This is a genomic window from Pseudacidovorax sp., assembly GCF_017991995.1.
Classification (GTDB): Bacteria; Pseudomonadota; Gammaproteobacteria; order Burkholderiales; family Burkholderiaceae_C; genus Xenophilus.
On the sequence record NZ_JAGOPN010000006.1, the window covers coordinates 115,185 to 128,446 of the forward strand.

At 65.0% G+C, this 13,262-nt stretch carries 14 protein-coding genes; 7 read left to right on the forward strand and 7 right to left on the reverse strand.

Annotated elements, in window-relative coordinates; translation table 11 throughout:
• Positions 1-62 precede the first annotated feature (62 nt).
• The 6 genes from KBC94_RS10125 to KBC94_RS10150 form a co-directional block, all read right to left on the reverse strand.
• Positions 63-1,601 carry a 2-isopropylmalate synthase gene (locus tag KBC94_RS10125; protein WP_294369501.1) on the reverse strand — a complete coding sequence of 513 codons (1,539 nt, stop codon included), beginning with the start codon at positions 1,599-1,601 and terminating at the stop codon, positions 63-65.
• Positions 1,602-1,631: 30 nt separating this feature from the next.
• The gene (leuA, locus tag KBC94_RS10130; protein WP_294369502.1) at positions 1,632-3,341 is read right to left on the reverse strand and encodes a 2-isopropylmalate synthase; all 1,710 of its coding nucleotides are present in this window, start codon (positions 3,339-3,341) and stop codon (positions 1,632-1,634) included.
• 190 nt (positions 3,342-3,531) lie between these two features.
• Positions 3,532-4,356 (reverse strand): CDP-diacylglycerol--serine O-phosphatidyltransferase, encoded by an 825-nt coding sequence (gene pssA / locus KBC94_RS10135; protein WP_017759055.1) that lies wholly within the window; start codon positions 4,354-4,356, stop codon positions 3,532-3,534.
• Between the two features lie 181 nt (positions 4,357-4,537).
• Entirely contained in the window at positions 4,538-5,554 is a 1,017-nt protein-coding gene (gene ilvC / locus KBC94_RS10140; protein WP_294369505.1) for a ketol-acid reductoisomerase, read from the reverse strand.
• Between the two features lie 151 nt (positions 5,555-5,705).
• Positions 5,706-6,197, reverse strand: coding sequence for an acetolactate synthase small subunit (gene ilvN / locus KBC94_RS10145; protein WP_017759053.1), 492 nt, complete (start codon positions 6,195-6,197; stop codon positions 5,706-5,708).
• Positions 6,198-6,326: 129 nt separating this feature from the next.
• Positions 6,327-8,093: an acetolactate synthase 3 catalytic subunit gene (locus KBC94_RS10150; protein WP_294369512.1), complete on the reverse strand. Its 1,767-nt coding sequence runs from the start codon at positions 8,091-8,093 to the stop codon at positions 6,327-6,329.
• 292 nt (positions 8,094-8,385) lie between these two features.
• On the opposite strand from KBC94_RS10150, the gene KBC94_RS10155 reads away from it, so the two are divergent.
• From KBC94_RS10155 to KBC94_RS10180, 6 genes are all read left to right on the forward strand, one after another.
• Positions 8,386-8,958, forward strand: coding sequence for an RNA polymerase sigma factor (locus KBC94_RS10155; RefSeq protein ID WP_017759051.1), 573 nt, complete (start codon positions 8,386-8,388; stop codon positions 8,956-8,958).
• Positions 8,959-8,969: 11 nt separating this feature from the next.
• Positions 8,970-9,377, forward strand: coding sequence for a DUF3619 family protein (locus tag KBC94_RS10160; protein ID WP_294369518.1), 408 nt, complete (start codon positions 8,970-8,972; stop codon positions 9,375-9,377).
• A gap of 11 nt (positions 9,378-9,388) precedes the next feature.
• Positions 9,389-10,135 (forward strand): DUF3106 domain-containing protein, encoded by a 747-nt coding sequence (locus tag KBC94_RS10165; protein ID WP_294369521.1) that lies wholly within the window; start codon positions 9,389-9,391, stop codon positions 10,133-10,135.
• 112 nt (positions 10,136-10,247) lie between these two features.
• Positions 10,248-10,712: an RDD family protein gene (locus KBC94_RS10170; RefSeq protein ID WP_294369889.1), complete on the forward strand. Its 465-nt coding sequence runs from the start codon at positions 10,248-10,250 to the stop codon at positions 10,710-10,712.
• Positions 10,709-11,110, forward strand: coding sequence for a diacylglycerol kinase (locus tag KBC94_RS10175; RefSeq protein ID WP_294369524.1), 402 nt, complete (start codon positions 10,709-10,711; stop codon positions 11,108-11,110). Before KBC94_RS10170 ends, KBC94_RS10175 begins: the two co-directional genes overlap by 4 nt.
• Positions 11,111-11,126: 16 nt before the next feature.
• Positions 11,127-11,723, forward strand: coding sequence for a TIGR00730 family Rossman fold protein (locus KBC94_RS10180; RefSeq protein WP_294369527.1), 597 nt, complete (start codon positions 11,127-11,129; stop codon positions 11,721-11,723).
• Positions 11,724-11,786: 63 nt separating this feature from the next.
• Here KBC94_RS10180 and KBC94_RS10185 read toward each other — a convergent pair whose 3' ends face one another.
• Positions 11,787-12,125: a P-II family nitrogen regulator gene (locus KBC94_RS10185; RefSeq protein ID WP_017757297.1), complete on the reverse strand. Its 339-nt coding sequence runs from the start codon at positions 12,123-12,125 to the stop codon at positions 11,787-11,789.
• A 184-nt stretch (positions 12,126-12,309) separates the two neighbouring features.
• Here KBC94_RS10185 and KBC94_RS10190 point away from each other — a divergent pair, with 184 nt between their 5' ends.
• Positions 12,310-13,257, forward strand: coding sequence for a DMT family transporter (locus tag KBC94_RS10190; protein ID WP_081682386.1), 948 nt, complete (start codon positions 12,310-12,312; stop codon positions 13,255-13,257).
• Positions 13,258-13,262 lie beyond the last annotated feature (5 nt).

The window sequence follows — 13,262 nt, forward strand, 5'->3', positions numbered from 1 at the left end:
AAAAGAGACGCAAATCAGTGACTTGCGCCCCCTTCTTCATGCAAGCCGAAGAGCGCTCGAAACTAACCCTGCGCCGCCACGCGCTCAGTCTGGCTGTGCAGCTTGTTCAGGGCGCTGAGGTACGCCTTGGCCGAGGCCACCACGATGTCGGGATCGGCCCCGACACCGTTGACCACGCGCCCCGCATTCTGCAGCCGCACCGTCACTTCGCCCTGGCTTTCGGTCGAGCCACTGATGGCATTGACCGAGTACAGCACCATCTCGGCGCCACTCTTCACATGCGACTCGATGGCCTTGAGCGAAGCGTCGACAGGGCCGTTGCCGCCCGATTCGCCCACCACCTCCTTGCCCTGGTCGATGAAGACCACACGGGCATGAGGCTGCTCACCGGTCTCGCTGTGCTGTGAGAGCGACACAAAGCTGAACTGCTCGTCAACGTTCGACTGCTGCTCGGCGCTGACAAGGGCAAGGATGTCCTCGTCGAAAATCTCCGCCTTGCGATCAGCCAGTTCCTTGAAGCGCAGGAAGGCGGCGTTCAGGTCGGCCTCGCTGTCCATCGAGACGCCCAGGTCTTGCAATCGCTGCTTGAAGGCGTTGCGGCCGCTGAGCTTGCCCAGCACGATCTTGTTGGCCGTCCAGCCCACGTCCTCGGCGCGCATGATCTCGTAGGTGTCGCGGGCCTTGAGCACGCCATCCTGGTGGATGCCGGAGGCATGCGCGAAGGCATTGGCGCCCACCACGGCCTTGTTGGGCTGCACGACGAAGCCGGTGGTCTGGCTGACCATGCGGCTGGCCGCCACGATGTGCTGGGTATCGATGTTGAGGTCGAGTCCGAAGTAGTCCTTGCGGGTCTTCACCGCCATCACGATCTCTTCGAGCGAGCAGTTGCCCGCGCGCTCGCCCAGGCCGTTGATGGTGCATTCGACCTGGCGGGCGCCGCCGATCTTCACGCCGGCCAGCGAGTTGGCCACCGCCATGCCCAGGTCGTTGTGGCAGTGCACCGACCAGATGGCCTTGTCGCTGTTGGGAACACGTTCGCGCAGCGTCTTGATGAACTGGCCGTAGAGCTCGGGGATCGCATAGCCCACCGTGTCGGGCACGTTGATGGTCGTGGCGCCTTCGGCGATCACGGCCTCGAGCACGCGGCAGAGAAAGTCCACGTCGCTACGGTAGCCGTCCTCGGGGCTGAATTCCACATCGGCCACCTTGTTGCGGGCGAAGCGCACGGCCAGCTTCGCTTGCTCCAGCACCTGCTCCGGCGTCATCCGCAGCTTCTTCTCCATGTGCAGCGGCGACGTGGCGATGAAAGTGTGGATGCGCGCCCGCGCCGCGCCCGCGAGGGCGTCCGCGGCGCGCGAGATGTCGCGGTCGTTGGCACGCGAGAGGCCGCACACGGTGGAGTCCTTGATGGCGTTGGCGATGGCCTGCACCGCCTCGAAGTCGCCATTGGAGCTGGCGGGAAAGCCAGCCTCGATCACGTCGACCTTGAGCCGCTCCAACTGGCGCGCGATGCGCAGCTTCTCGTCACGCGTCATCGAGGCGCCTGGCGACTGCTCGCCGTCGCGCAAGGTGGTGTCGAAAATGATCAGCTGGTCGGTCATCGTGGGCTCCTTGTCCGTGTACGTTCTGCGTCAGGCCACCTCGGCGGCAACCGACGATTGTGCCTGCTGCGCCTCTGCACCTCCGGCACGCTGCATGCCCGACACGATGGCCTTGAGCGCAGCGGCCGTGGTGTCGGCATCGATGCCGACGCCGAACAGGGTTCGCGAATCGCCCATGCGCATTTCCACATAGGCCACCGAGCGCGCGTCGGCCCCGGCGCCGATGGCATGCTGGTGGTAGTCCATCACGCGGATCGGCTGTCCGATGGCCTCGGCCACGGCCCGGCTGAAGGCATCGATGGGCCCGTTGCCGCGGCCTTCGATGGCCACTGATTCGCCGGCCCACATGAGTTCGCCACGCAGCACGGTGAGCGCCTGGTCGCCCTCGCCTTCCACGGACTGCACGCGCTGGCGCAGGCCCTGGGCGCCGTCCATGCGGTACTCGCGGCGGAAGATGCTCCAGAGGTCGGCCGCGCCCAGTTCCTTGCCTTCCACGTCCATCACCTGCTGCACCACCTGGCTGAACTCGATCTGCAGGCGGCGCGGCAATTCGAGGCCGTATTCGCTTTCGAGCAGGTACGAGATACCGCCCTTGCCCGACTGGCTGTTCACGCGGATCACGGCTTCGTAGCTGCGGCCCACGTCCTTCGGGTCGATCGGGAGGTAGGGGATGTCCCAGATGTCGCCGTCCTTGCGCGCCGAGAAGGCCTTCTTGATCGCATCCTGATGCGAGCCCGAGAAGGAGGTGTAGACGAGGTCGCCCACATAGGGATGGCGCGGATGCACCGGGATCTGATTGCAATACTCGACCGTGGCGCGAATGTCGTCGATGTGGGAGAAGTCGAGGCCCGGCGACACGCCTTGCGTGTAAAGGTTGAGCGCCACGTTCACGATGTCGAGGTTGCCGGTGCGCTCGCCGTTGCCGAAGAGGCAACCTTCGAGCCGGTTCGCGCCCGCCATGACGGCGAACTCGGCAGCGGCCGTACCGGTGCCGCGGTCATTGTGCGGGTGTGCGCAGAGCACGATGGCATCACGCCGCTCGAGGTTGCGATGCATCCACTCGATCATGTCCGCGAAGATGTTGGGCGTGGAATGCTCGACGGTCGACGGCAGATTGACGATGCACTTGCGATCCGGCGTCGGTGCCCAGACCTCGGTCACGGCATCGACGACACGCTTGGAGAAGGCCAGGTCGGTGCCGGAGAACATCTCGGGCGAATACTGGAAGGTCCATTGGGTGGCCGGCTGGCGCGCGGCCTGGTCCTTGAACATCCGCGCATGGGTCACGGCGAGTTCGACGATGCCGTCTTCGTCGAGGCCGAGCACCACGCGCCGCATGACCGGCGCCACGGCGTTGTAGAGGTGCACGATCGCGCGCGGGGCGCCTTGCAGTGATTCGAAGGTGCGTTCGATCAGGTGCTCGCGCGCCTGGGTCAGCACCTGGATCGTCACGTCGTCGGGAATGCGGTCTTCCTCGATCAGCTTGCGCACGAAGTCGAACTCGGTCTGCGAAGCCGAGGGAAAGCCGACCTCGATCTCCTTGAAGCCAATGGCCACGAGCGTCTCGAACATCCGCATCTTGCGTTCGAGGTCCATCGGTTCGACCAAGGCCTGGTTGCCGTCGCGCAGGTCGGTCGACAGCCAGATCGGCGCACGGGTGATTACGGCGTCGGGCCAGGTGCGGTCCTTGAGACCGATCGGTGCGAAGGCGCGGTACTTGGTGTGAGGCTGCTGAAGCATGTCGATTTCTCTGCAAGAGGTTGGAACCGACCAGCAACCCCATAGACTAACGGCCCGTTGCTGGTACAAACGGGCCGTGTCGAGGGTGTTTTGCGCGCGCGCCTTTACCTTCTCCGCCCGTCGGGGGAGATCAGTAGTAGGGCCAGGGCAAAAACGTTCATGAGGGCTCCGACTCTAACACAGGGCCCGATCATTCGTGCAACCCACGCTCGTCGGGCTCGTCGGTGGAAATGCTGATCATGCTCACCGGTTGGCCTTTGGCCTTGCGCCATGCATAGATCGCGTAGCCACTCAGGCCATAGAGCACGAAGAGGCAGAACAGCACGGTGGGCGGATGGATGTTGATCACCGCGATGCCCAGCGCGATCAGCACCAACGTGGCGAAAGGCACGCTCTTGCGGATCTGCATGTCCTTGAAGCTGTAGAACGGCGCATTGGTCACCATCGACAGTCCCGCGTACAGCGTGAAGAAGAAGGTGATCCAGGTGATCTGCGTCCAGCTCAGGTACCAGACGTCGGCGCCGCGCCGGCCCCAGTCGGTCATCAGCCAGATGAAGCCGGCCACCAGCGCCGCTGCGGCGGGCGAAGGGAGACCCTGGAACCAACGCTTGTCGACCACGCCAGTGTTGACGTTGAAGCGCGCCAACCGCAGCGCCGCGCAGGCACAGTACACGAAGGCAGCGATCCAGCCCCAGCGGCCCAGGCCCTTGAGCGACCATTCGTAGGCGATGAGCGCCGGCGCCGCGCCGAAGGACACCATGTCCGCCAGCGAGTCCATCTGCTCGCCGAAGGCACTCTGGGTGTGCGTCATGCGTGCCACGCGGCCGTCCAGGCTGTCGAGCACCATGGCGCAGAACACGCCCACCGTGGCCAGGTCGAAGCGGCCGTTCATGGCCATGACGATGGCATAGAAGCCACCGAACAGCGCCGCCAGCGTGACCAGGTTGGGCAGTACGTAGATGCCCTTGCGGCGCTTGCGGATCGGCGCGTCGTTCAAGGGGGAGTGGTCGTGCATGAATTCGGCCTCCGGCCTTCCGGGAAACGTGGCAGTGTAGTCAATGACGTCGCCGCGCCCCGCGGCGGATTGCCGCTTCCAAAGGACATCGGCGCACACGCCATCAAGGGTGACGACAAAGAAAAAGGCCACCGCACGCGGTGGCCTTTGCGGCTGGCGGAGATGCCCCGCCGAAGCCCGATCAGTTACGGGTCTGGTCGACCAGCTTGTTCTTGGCGATCCAGGGCATCATGGCACGCAGCTGGCCGCCGACTTGCTCGATCGAGTGGTCGGCAGTGTTGCGGCGGCGGGCCGTCATCGACGGGTAGTTCAGGCGGCCTTCCTGGATGAACATCTTGGCGTAGTCGCCGTTCTGGATGCGCTTGAGGGCGTTGCGCATGGCGGCGCGCGACTGATCGTTGATCACCTCGGGGCCGGTCACGTACTCGCCGAACTCCGCATTGTTGGAGATCGAGTAGTTCATGTTGGCGATGCCGCCTTCATAGATCAGGTCGACGATCAGCTTGAGCTCGTGCAGGCACTCGAAGTAGGCCATCTCGGGTGCGTAGCCGGCTTCGGTCAGCGTCTCGTAGCCCATCTTGATCAGTTCGACGGCGCCGCCGCACAGCACGGCCTGCTCGCCGAACAGGTCGGTCTCGGTCTCTTCCTTGAAGTTGGTCTCGATGATGCCGGCCTTGCCGCCGCCATTGGCCATGGCGTAGCTCAGGGCCAGGTCACGAGCCTTGCCGGACTTGTCTTGGTGCACGGCCACGAGGTGGGGCACGCCGCCGCCCTGGGCATAGGTGGAACGAACGGTGTGGCCCGGAGCCTTGGGCGCCACCATCCACACGTCCAGATCGGCGCGGGGCACGACCTGGTTGTAGTGCACGTTGAAGCCGTGGGCGAAGGCCAGCGAGGCGCCTTCCTTGATGTTCGGCTCGACGTTGTTCTTGTAGACCTCGGCGATCTGCTCGTCGGGCAGCAGGATCATCACGACGTCGGCGGACTTCACGGCCTCGTTCACTTCGAGCACGTTCAGGCCAGCCTTGCCGACCTTGTCCCACGATGCGCCGCCCTTGCGCAGGCCGACCACGACCTTCACGCCGCTGTCGTTCAGGTTCTGGGCATGCGCGTGGCCTTGCGAGCCGTAGCCGATGATGGCGACGGTCTTGCCCTTGATCAGGCTCAGGTCACAGTCCTTGTCGTAAAAAACTTTCATGTCTTCTCTCCGGTTGGATGATGCGTTTGCGATGCGTGGATGCCGTCCGTGCTGAGCCTGTCGAAGGGCTCATTGCAGTCCCGCAGGCCGTCTGGCTCGCGGGGCTTCGACAGGCTCGGACCGGACGGGCAAGGACCGAGCCCCGATTCCGTCACACGCGCAGGATGCGCTCGCCGCGGCCGATGCCGCTCGGGCCCGTTCGCACCGTCTCGAGGATGGCGCTGCGGTCGATGGCGTCCAGGAAGGCGTCGTTCTTGCCGTGGTCGCCTGTGAGCTCGATGGTGTAGCTCTTGTCGGTCACGTCGATGATGCGGCCGCGGAAGATGTCGGCCATGCGCTTCATCTCCTCGCGCTCCTTGCCCACGGCGCGCACCTTCACCATCATGAGCTCGCGCTCGGTGTAGGCGCCTTCGGTCAGGTCGACCACCTTGACCACCTCGATCAGGCGGTTCAGGTGCTTGGTGATCTGCTCGATCACGTCGTCCGAACCCTGGGTCTGGATGGTCATGCGCGACAGGCTCGGGTCTTCGGTGGGGGCCACCGTCAGCGACTCGATGTTGTAGCCGCGGGCCGAGAACAGGCCCACCACGCGGGAGAGTGCGCCGGGCTCGTTCTCGAGCAGCACGGCAATGATGTGCTTCATGGTGTCGATTCCTCTTTTCGCCGCCCTCCCCTGCGCACGGTAATGCGCAGGCTTGGCGGGCAATAGATTCGTCTGGAAGGGGAAGGAAAACGCAGCGCCGGCCGCGCACGGCCGGCCCCGCTCAACGGCTCACAGGTCTTCGCTGCCCAGCAGCATCTCGGTGATGCCCTTGCCGGCCTGGACCATCGGGAACACGTTCTCGGTGGGGTCGGTGCGGAAGTCCATGAACACGGTGCGGTCCTTGAGCTTGCGGGCCTCGCGCAGTGCGGGCTCGACGTCCTGCGGACGCTCGATCAGCATGCCGACGTGGCCGTAGGCCTCTGCGAGCTTCACGAAGTTGGGCAACGCGTCCATGTAGCTGTGGCTGTAGCGGCCGGAGTATTCGATCTCCTGCCACTGGCGCACCATGCCCAGGTAGCGGTTGTTCAACGAGCAGATCTTGATCGGCGTGTTGTACTGCAGACAGGTCGACAGCTCCTGGATGCACATCTGCACCGAGCCTTCACCGGTGATGGTGAAGACCTCCGCCTCCGGCTTTGCCAGCTTGATGCCCATGGCGTAGGGAATGCCCACGCCCATGGTGCCCAGGCCGCCGGAGTTGATCCAGCGACGCGGCTCGTCGAAACGGTAATACTGCGCGGCCCACATCTGGTGCTGACCCACGTCGGAGCACACATAGGCCTCGACGTCCTTGGTCATGTTCCACAGCGTCTCGACGACGTACTGGGGCTTAATCACGTCCTTGTTGTCGCGGTCGTACTTCAGGCAGTCGCGGCTGCGCCAGGTCTCGATGGTCTTCCACCAGTCGGCCAGCGCCCCGGCGTCGGGCTTGGTGCCGCTTTCGCGCACCATGGAGATCAGCTCGGTCAGCACGTCCTTGACGTCGCCGACGATGGGCACGTCCACCTTCACCCTCTTGGAGATGCTCGACGGGTCGATGTCGATGTGGATGATCTTGCGTTCGTTCTGCGCGAAGTGCTTCGGGTTGCCGATCACACGGTCGTCGAAACGCGCGCCCACAGCCAGCAGCACATCGCAGTTCTGCATGGCATTGTTGGCTTCGATGGTCCCGTGCATGCCCAGCATGCCCAGAAACTTGCGATCACTCGCGGGGTAGGCACCCAGGCCCATCAACGTATTGGTGACCGGATAGCCGAGCATGTCGACCAGCGTGCGCAACTCGTTGGTGGCATTGCCCAGCAACACGCCGCCGCCGGTGTAGATGTACGGACGCTTGGCCGTCAGCAGCAGTTGCAGCGCCTTGCGGATCTGCCCGCCATGGCCTTTGCGCACCGGGTTGTACGAGCGCATCTCGACCTTGTCCGGGTAGCCGTGGTAGGCCACCTTCTTGAAGGAGACGTCCTTGGGCACGTCCACCACCACCGGGCCGGGCCGGCCGCTGCGGGCGATGTGGAAGGCCTTCTTCATGGTCGCCGCCAGATCCTTGGGATCCTTGACCAGGAAGTTGTGCTTCACGATGGGGCGCGTGATGCCGACGGTGTCGCATTCCTGGAAGGCGTCCAGGCCGATGGCCGCCGTGGGCACCTGGCCGGCGACGATCACCATGGGGATCGAATCCATGTACGCGGTCGCGATGCCGGTAACCGCATTGGTCAGGCCCGGGCCCGAGGTGACCAGCGCCACGCCGACGTCGCCCGTCGCCCGGGCATAACCGTCGGCGGCGTGCACGGCCGCCTGCTCGTGGCGCACCAGCACGTGCTGGATGGTGTCCTGCTTGTAGAGCGCGTCGTAGATGTAGAGGACGGCGCCACCGGGGTAGCCCCAGATGTACTTGACGCCTTCGGCCTGCAGTGCCTTGATCAGCACTTCAGAGCCCATGAGTTCTTGGGGTTGGCCAGCCGCGACCGCGGCGGTCTCTGCCTTGGAGATTTCCATTTGATGAACCTTCCGAGTTTTCGGGAACGAAAAACCTTGGGTGCCCCTTGCCAGCCCTTGTGGGGCCGCGCCAGGACTTGAGGCCAAAACCATGGGCGGACAGGTGAACCGCCGGACTTTGACCCGTTTGCCTTTTGACTGCGAGCCGGCGATTATGACACCGGACAGGACAAAAGCCAGCCTCCTGCCAGCCAATGCAATAATCCATGAGTTTGTCTGCGGGCCTTTGTCACAGGTTCGCGCCATAGCCCCTCCGCAGTCGCCCCTCCCTCGCCCTACGGCAACCTCGCGCTTGGCCACCGAACAAGAACTCTCAGATTTTCTCAAGAGCGTCGAAAAGCGTGCATTCAAGCGTTCGCTGTACCACGTTCGCGATGAAGAGGCGGCCCTGGACATCGTGCAGGACAGCATGATGAAGCTGGCCGAACACTATGGCGACAAGCCACCGGCCGAGTTGCCGATGCTGTTCCAGCGGATTTTGTCCAACTGCACCCTCGACTGGTTTCGGCGACAGAAGACGCGCCGGGCCCTGTTCTCGAACCTCAGCGACTTCGAGAGCGACGACGACGACGCGGGCGATTTCGATCTGCTCGGCAGCTTCAACGGTGACCTCGACACCCGCGAGACCGAAAGCGCCGAGGATGTCACCCGCCGCACCCAGGTCTTCCACCAGATCGAAGCCGAGATCGCGGCGCTCCCCACTCGTCAACGAGAAGCTTTCCTGTTGCGTTACTGGGAGGAGATGGATGTGTCCGAGACAGCCGCCGCCATGGGCTGCTCAGAAGGCAGCGTGAAGACGCACTGCTCCCGGGCCATCCAGGCACTCAGCCGCGCCCTCAAGGCGAAGGGGTTTCTGCCGCCATGACTTCGACACGCATGACCTCCTCCTCCAATCCGGAAGACCTGTTCGGCCGCGCCATCGCCGCTCGACTGAGCGCCGGTGCAGACGACCTGCCGCGCGACATCAGCGAGCGCCTCCGAGCGTCCCGCACACGGGCGCTTTCCCAGCGAAAGCGCGAGATGGCCCACACCGTCGTGGTCGAAGCCGGCGGCAGCGCCATCCTCGGCCTTCAGGGCTGGTGGCAGCGCGCGCTGGCCGTGGCGCCCCTGCTGCTGCTGACGATTGGCCTGCTCACCATTGGCCTGACCCAGGAAGAGCGCCGTACCGCCGAACTGGCCGAGGTCGATGCAGCCTTGCTGACCGACGACCTCCCGCCCGCCGCCTACACCGACCCCGGTTTTGCCCAGTTCCTGAAGGCGAACGCCGCCGCTGCGCACCAGTGATGGAGGTCGATATGACCCGGCCTTCGCACGTGAATCTTTCGCTTGGCGACCATGCCAAAGGCCGTCAAATGTTGCCGACACACAACATTTTTGCGCTGATCCTGGCCGTCATGACGATCGGGGCGGGTTCGATTCCAGTGCATGCCGGCGAAAGTGGTCCAGCCGCAGGGTCGGTCAAGTCGGCAGCGCAGACGCGCAGTGGACCGCGGTGGACAACGCTCACCAAGGCCCAGCAGCAGGCGCTTGCGCCCCTGGCACCCCACTGGAACACCCTGAGCGATGCCCAACGCCGCAAATGGATCGCGCTGTCCCGCAACTTCGACCAGATCGGGACAGCAGAGCAGGCCAAGTTGCATGAACGCATGACGGACTGGGCTGCGCTGAGTCCGCGCCAGCGCGCGCTGGCGCGGCTCAATTTCGCCGAAGTGCGCAATCTCGCGCCGGCCGATCAGCTCAAGGCCAAATGGGAGGCCTATCAGGCTCTGAGCGAAGCGGAGCGGCGCAAACTGGCGGAAAGTGCGGGTGGACGCAGCATCGGTGCCGCTCCTGCAGCGCGGCCGGTGCCGGCAGACAAACTGGTTCCCGTACCTGCCACCGCCTTCCAGCAGCCGCATGGCGGCCCGCGGATCCAGATCACGCCCTCGCCCGGGCCGGAGGCTGCCAATGCCGCGCCGATCGGCGACGCCACAGGGCAGGACGCGGGCAGCATCCTGATGACAGGACGGCCGTCGGCCGAGCCGACGGCCACGGCACCTTAGCCGGCGTGCCCGACAATAGGGCATGCCTTCGTTGCGCACCCCGGCTTCCTCCATTTCTCCAGCCCGCCAAGACGTACCGACGCCAGTGGCTCCCCCCGGCATCTGGCGCCGGATGGCCTGTTGGCTCTACGAGGGACTTCTGCTTTTTGCCGTCGTGTTCGTGGCTGGTTGGCTCTTCAGCACGCTGGGGCAGATGCGTGACGCCATGGATGCACGCCGCCCCCTGCTCCAGGCTTTTCTCTTCGTGGTGTTCGGAATCTACTTCACGGTGTTCTGGTCCCGCGGCCAGACACTCGCGATGAAGACCTGGAGACTGCGCCTGGTGGATCGAAACGGCCGCCCTCTGACCCAGGGTCGCGCGCTGGTCCGCTACCTTCTCGGCTGGCTCTGGTTCCTGCCGCCGTTGGCGGCCATCCATGCCCTCCCGTTCAAGGTGAGCGGCGGCGAAGTGCTCGTTCTGATGACAGGCTGGGTCGCCATCTGGGCCCTGCTGGCACGTTTTCACCCTCAACAACAGTTCTGGCACGACGCATGGGCAGGCACCCGCATCGTCGATGCCTCGCCGATTCCCCGATGAGCACTCCTGAACCCACCCTGCATGTCAATCGCCAGAAAGCGCGCAAGGGTCTAGACCGTCTTTGGCATGCCACCCTCTACTCCCTCAATGGGCTGAAGGCAGGCTGGGGTGAGCCCGCCTTCAGGATGGAGGCTTGCCTTGCGATCGTCCTCCTGCCGCTGGCCTTCATCGTCGGGCAGAGCTGGATCGAGACGGCGCTTCTGGTCGCCGGCGTTCTTCTGGTGATGATCGTGGAACTGCTCAACACCGCGGTCGAGGCCGCCATCGACCGCATCGGGCCCGAGTGGCACGACCTGTCCAAGCGTGCCAAGGACATGGGCAGCGCTGCCGTCTTCCTCACCAGCCTTCTGGCCGGGGGCATCTGGCTCGCTGCGCTCTGGCAACGCTTCATCGCTTGAGTGGGAAGGCGCGCGCATGAATCACCCTTCCTCCTTTTCCGTCTGCGTGTACTGCGGCTCCCGGCCTGGCACGCGACCCGAGTACATGGAATCGGCCGAGGCCACGGGCCGCTGGATCGGCACAAACGGTGGCCAACTGGTCTACGGCGGCGGCCGCACCGGCCTGATGGGCGCCGTCGCCGAGGCCACGCGACTTGCGGGCGGCCGTGTGGTCGGCATCATTCCCAAGGCGCTTGTCGACAAGGAACTGGCCAACACCTTGTGCGACGAACTGCACGTGGTCGACACCATGCACGAGCGCAAGGCCATGATGGCCGCGCGGGCGCACGCCTTCCTTGCGCTGCCGGGCGGCATCGGCACCTTCGAGGAACTCTTCGAGATGTGGACGTGGCGCCAATTGGGCTACCACGACAAGCCCATCGGCCTGCTCAACGTCGCAGGCTACTACGACGGACTGCTCGCTTTCGTGGACCAGAGCATCCGTGCAGGGCTGATGAACGACTGGCAGATGGGCTTGATCGAATCTGGCAGCGTACTGGATGTCCTTCTGGAGAAGCTGCGGCAGCAAGCTCCTCGAGATCGCAGCGCGCCGCTCCTCACCCAGAACATCTGAGGGGCGCGGCTGGGCCTTCGCGCAGGCCTATGGCGGACGGCCCCGCGCTGGAGCCGCGCGCCCTCAGACCGCGCTCTCGTTCTCCTCGCCGGTCCGGATACGAACGATGCGCTGCACTTCGGTCACGAAGATCTTGCCGTCGCCGATCTTGCCGGTGCGGGCCGCCGTGACGATGGCGTCGACGCAGTTCTCCACGTCGGCGTCGGCGACCACCACCTCGATCTTCATCTTGGGCAGGAAGTCGACCACATACTCGGCGCCGCGATAGAGCTCCGTGTGGCCCTTCTGGCGGCCGAACCCCTTTACCTCGGTCACCGTCAGGCCGGAGACGCCGACTTGACCCAGCGCCTCGCGCACGTCGTCGAGCTTGAAAGGTTTGACGATGGCAGTGATCTGCTTCATGGCGGTGTTCCTGTAATGAGAGTGATGCAAGAGACTGGGTGACAGGCCGCGCGCACGCAGACCCCTGGGGCACGAGGTGTCGCAAGCCGCTGAGGCGGCGCGAAGTTGCACCCACGCTCGGAAATTATGTCATTCGCACCATCGCCCAGCGCACAGGGCGGTCGGCTGCTACGCTCGCCGATCCATGCCTTCGACTTCCCCGCCTGCGCTTCACGGGATCGCCGCCGCGTACCGGCGCGCCAGCCACAACGCCACGCTGCTGCTCGTATTCACCACCCTGATGTGGGGATGCAATGCCGTCGCTGCGAGGCTCGCCGTCGGAAACATCTCGCCCATGATGCTGACCACGGCGCGGTGGACGATCTGCTGTGTGGCGCTGTGGTTCACCGCCCGGCACGAGATCGCCCGGCATTGGCGCACCGTGGCGCGATCCTGGCGCCTGATCGCCATCATGGGCACGGCAGGCTTCACTGCCTTCAATGCCCTCTTCTACGCGGCGGCACACCACACCTCGGCCATCAACATCGCCATCATCCAGGGGACGATCCCGGTGCTGGTGCTTCTGGGCAGCTTCGTGTTCGCGGGCCGGCGCTTCCGGCCCATGCAGGCGCTGGGGGTGGCCGTGACCCTGGCGGGCTGCGTCGTCGTGGCTTCGCGCGGCCAGCTTCACGTGCTCGCCACGCTCGACTTCAACGTCGGCGACCTCTGGATGCTGCTGGCCAGCCTCTTCTACGCCGGGTACATGCTCGGGCTGACCCGGCGGCCACCCGTGCCGCCGATCGTCTTCTTCGCCGCCGCCGCGGGCGTCGCGGCGCTGACCTCCCTGCCCCTGCTGGCTTTCGAGGTAGCCACGGACCGCTTCTTCATGCCCACGGCGACCGGCTGGGCGCTGATGCTCTTCGTGGGCCTGCTGCCCTCCTTCGTGTCGCAGATCACCTTCATCCAGGCCGTCTCGCTGATCGGGCCGGAGCGCGCCGGAGTCTTCGTCAACCTGACGCCGATCTTCGGCCCTCTGCTGGCCGTGCTGGTGCTGGACGAGCCGCTGCGCCCCTTCCACCTCGTCGCACTGGCCCTCGTGCTGGGCGGTATCTGGATTGCGGAGCGGCGCCGACGTCCCGCCGTCATGGAGTGAAGTAA

What these genes read in the sequence shown, in the direction of transcription:
- ilvN (WP_017759053.1), bottom strand. Translation starts at nt 6,197, where the DNA reads ATGAAGCACATCATTGCCGTGCTGCTCGAGAACGAGCCCGGCGCACTC.
- KBC94_RS10160 (WP_294369518.1), top strand. Translation starts at nt 8,970, where the DNA reads ATGACCTCCTCCTCCAATCCGGAAGACCTGTTCGGCCGCGCCATCGCC.
- KBC94_RS10165 (WP_294369521.1), top strand. Translation starts at nt 9,389, where the DNA reads ATGACCCGGCCTTCGCACGTGAATCTTTCGCTTGGCGACCATGCCAAA.
- KBC94_RS10175 (WP_294369524.1), top strand. Translation starts at nt 10,709, where the DNA reads ATGAGCACTCCTGAACCCACCCTGCATGTCAATCGCCAGAAAGCGCGC.
- pssA (WP_017759055.1), bottom strand. Translation starts at nt 4,356, where the DNA reads ATGCACGACCACTCCCCCTTGAACGACGCGCCGATCCGCAAGCGCCGC.
- KBC94_RS10180 (WP_294369527.1), top strand. Translation starts at nt 11,127, where the DNA reads ATGAATCACCCTTCCTCCTTTTCCGTCTGCGTGTACTGCGGCTCCCGG.
- KBC94_RS10125 (WP_294369501.1), bottom strand. Translation starts at nt 1,601, where the DNA reads ATGACCGACCAGCTGATCATTTTCGACACCACCTTGCGCGACGGCGAG.
- KBC94_RS10190 (WP_081682386.1), top strand. Translation starts at nt 12,310, where the DNA reads ATGCCTTCGACTTCCCCGCCTGCGCTTCACGGGATCGCCGCCGCGTAC.
- KBC94_RS10150 (WP_294369512.1), bottom strand. Translation starts at nt 8,093, where the DNA reads ATGGAAATCTCCAAGGCAGAGACCGCCGCGGTCGCGGCTGGCCAACCC.
- KBC94_RS10185 (WP_017757297.1), bottom strand. Translation starts at nt 12,125, where the DNA reads ATGAAGCAGATCACTGCCATCGTCAAACCTTTCAAGCTCGACGACGTG.
- KBC94_RS10170 (WP_294369889.1), top strand. Translation starts at nt 10,248, where the DNA reads ATGGCCTGTTGGCTCTACGAGGGACTTCTGCTTTTTGCCGTCGTGTTC.
- leuA (WP_294369502.1), bottom strand. Translation starts at nt 3,341, where the DNA reads ATGCTTCAGCAGCCTCACACCAAGTACCGCGCCTTCGCACCGATCGGT.
- ilvC (WP_294369505.1), bottom strand. Translation starts at nt 5,554, where the DNA reads ATGAAAGTTTTTTACGACAAGGACTGTGACCTGAGCCTGATCAAGGGC.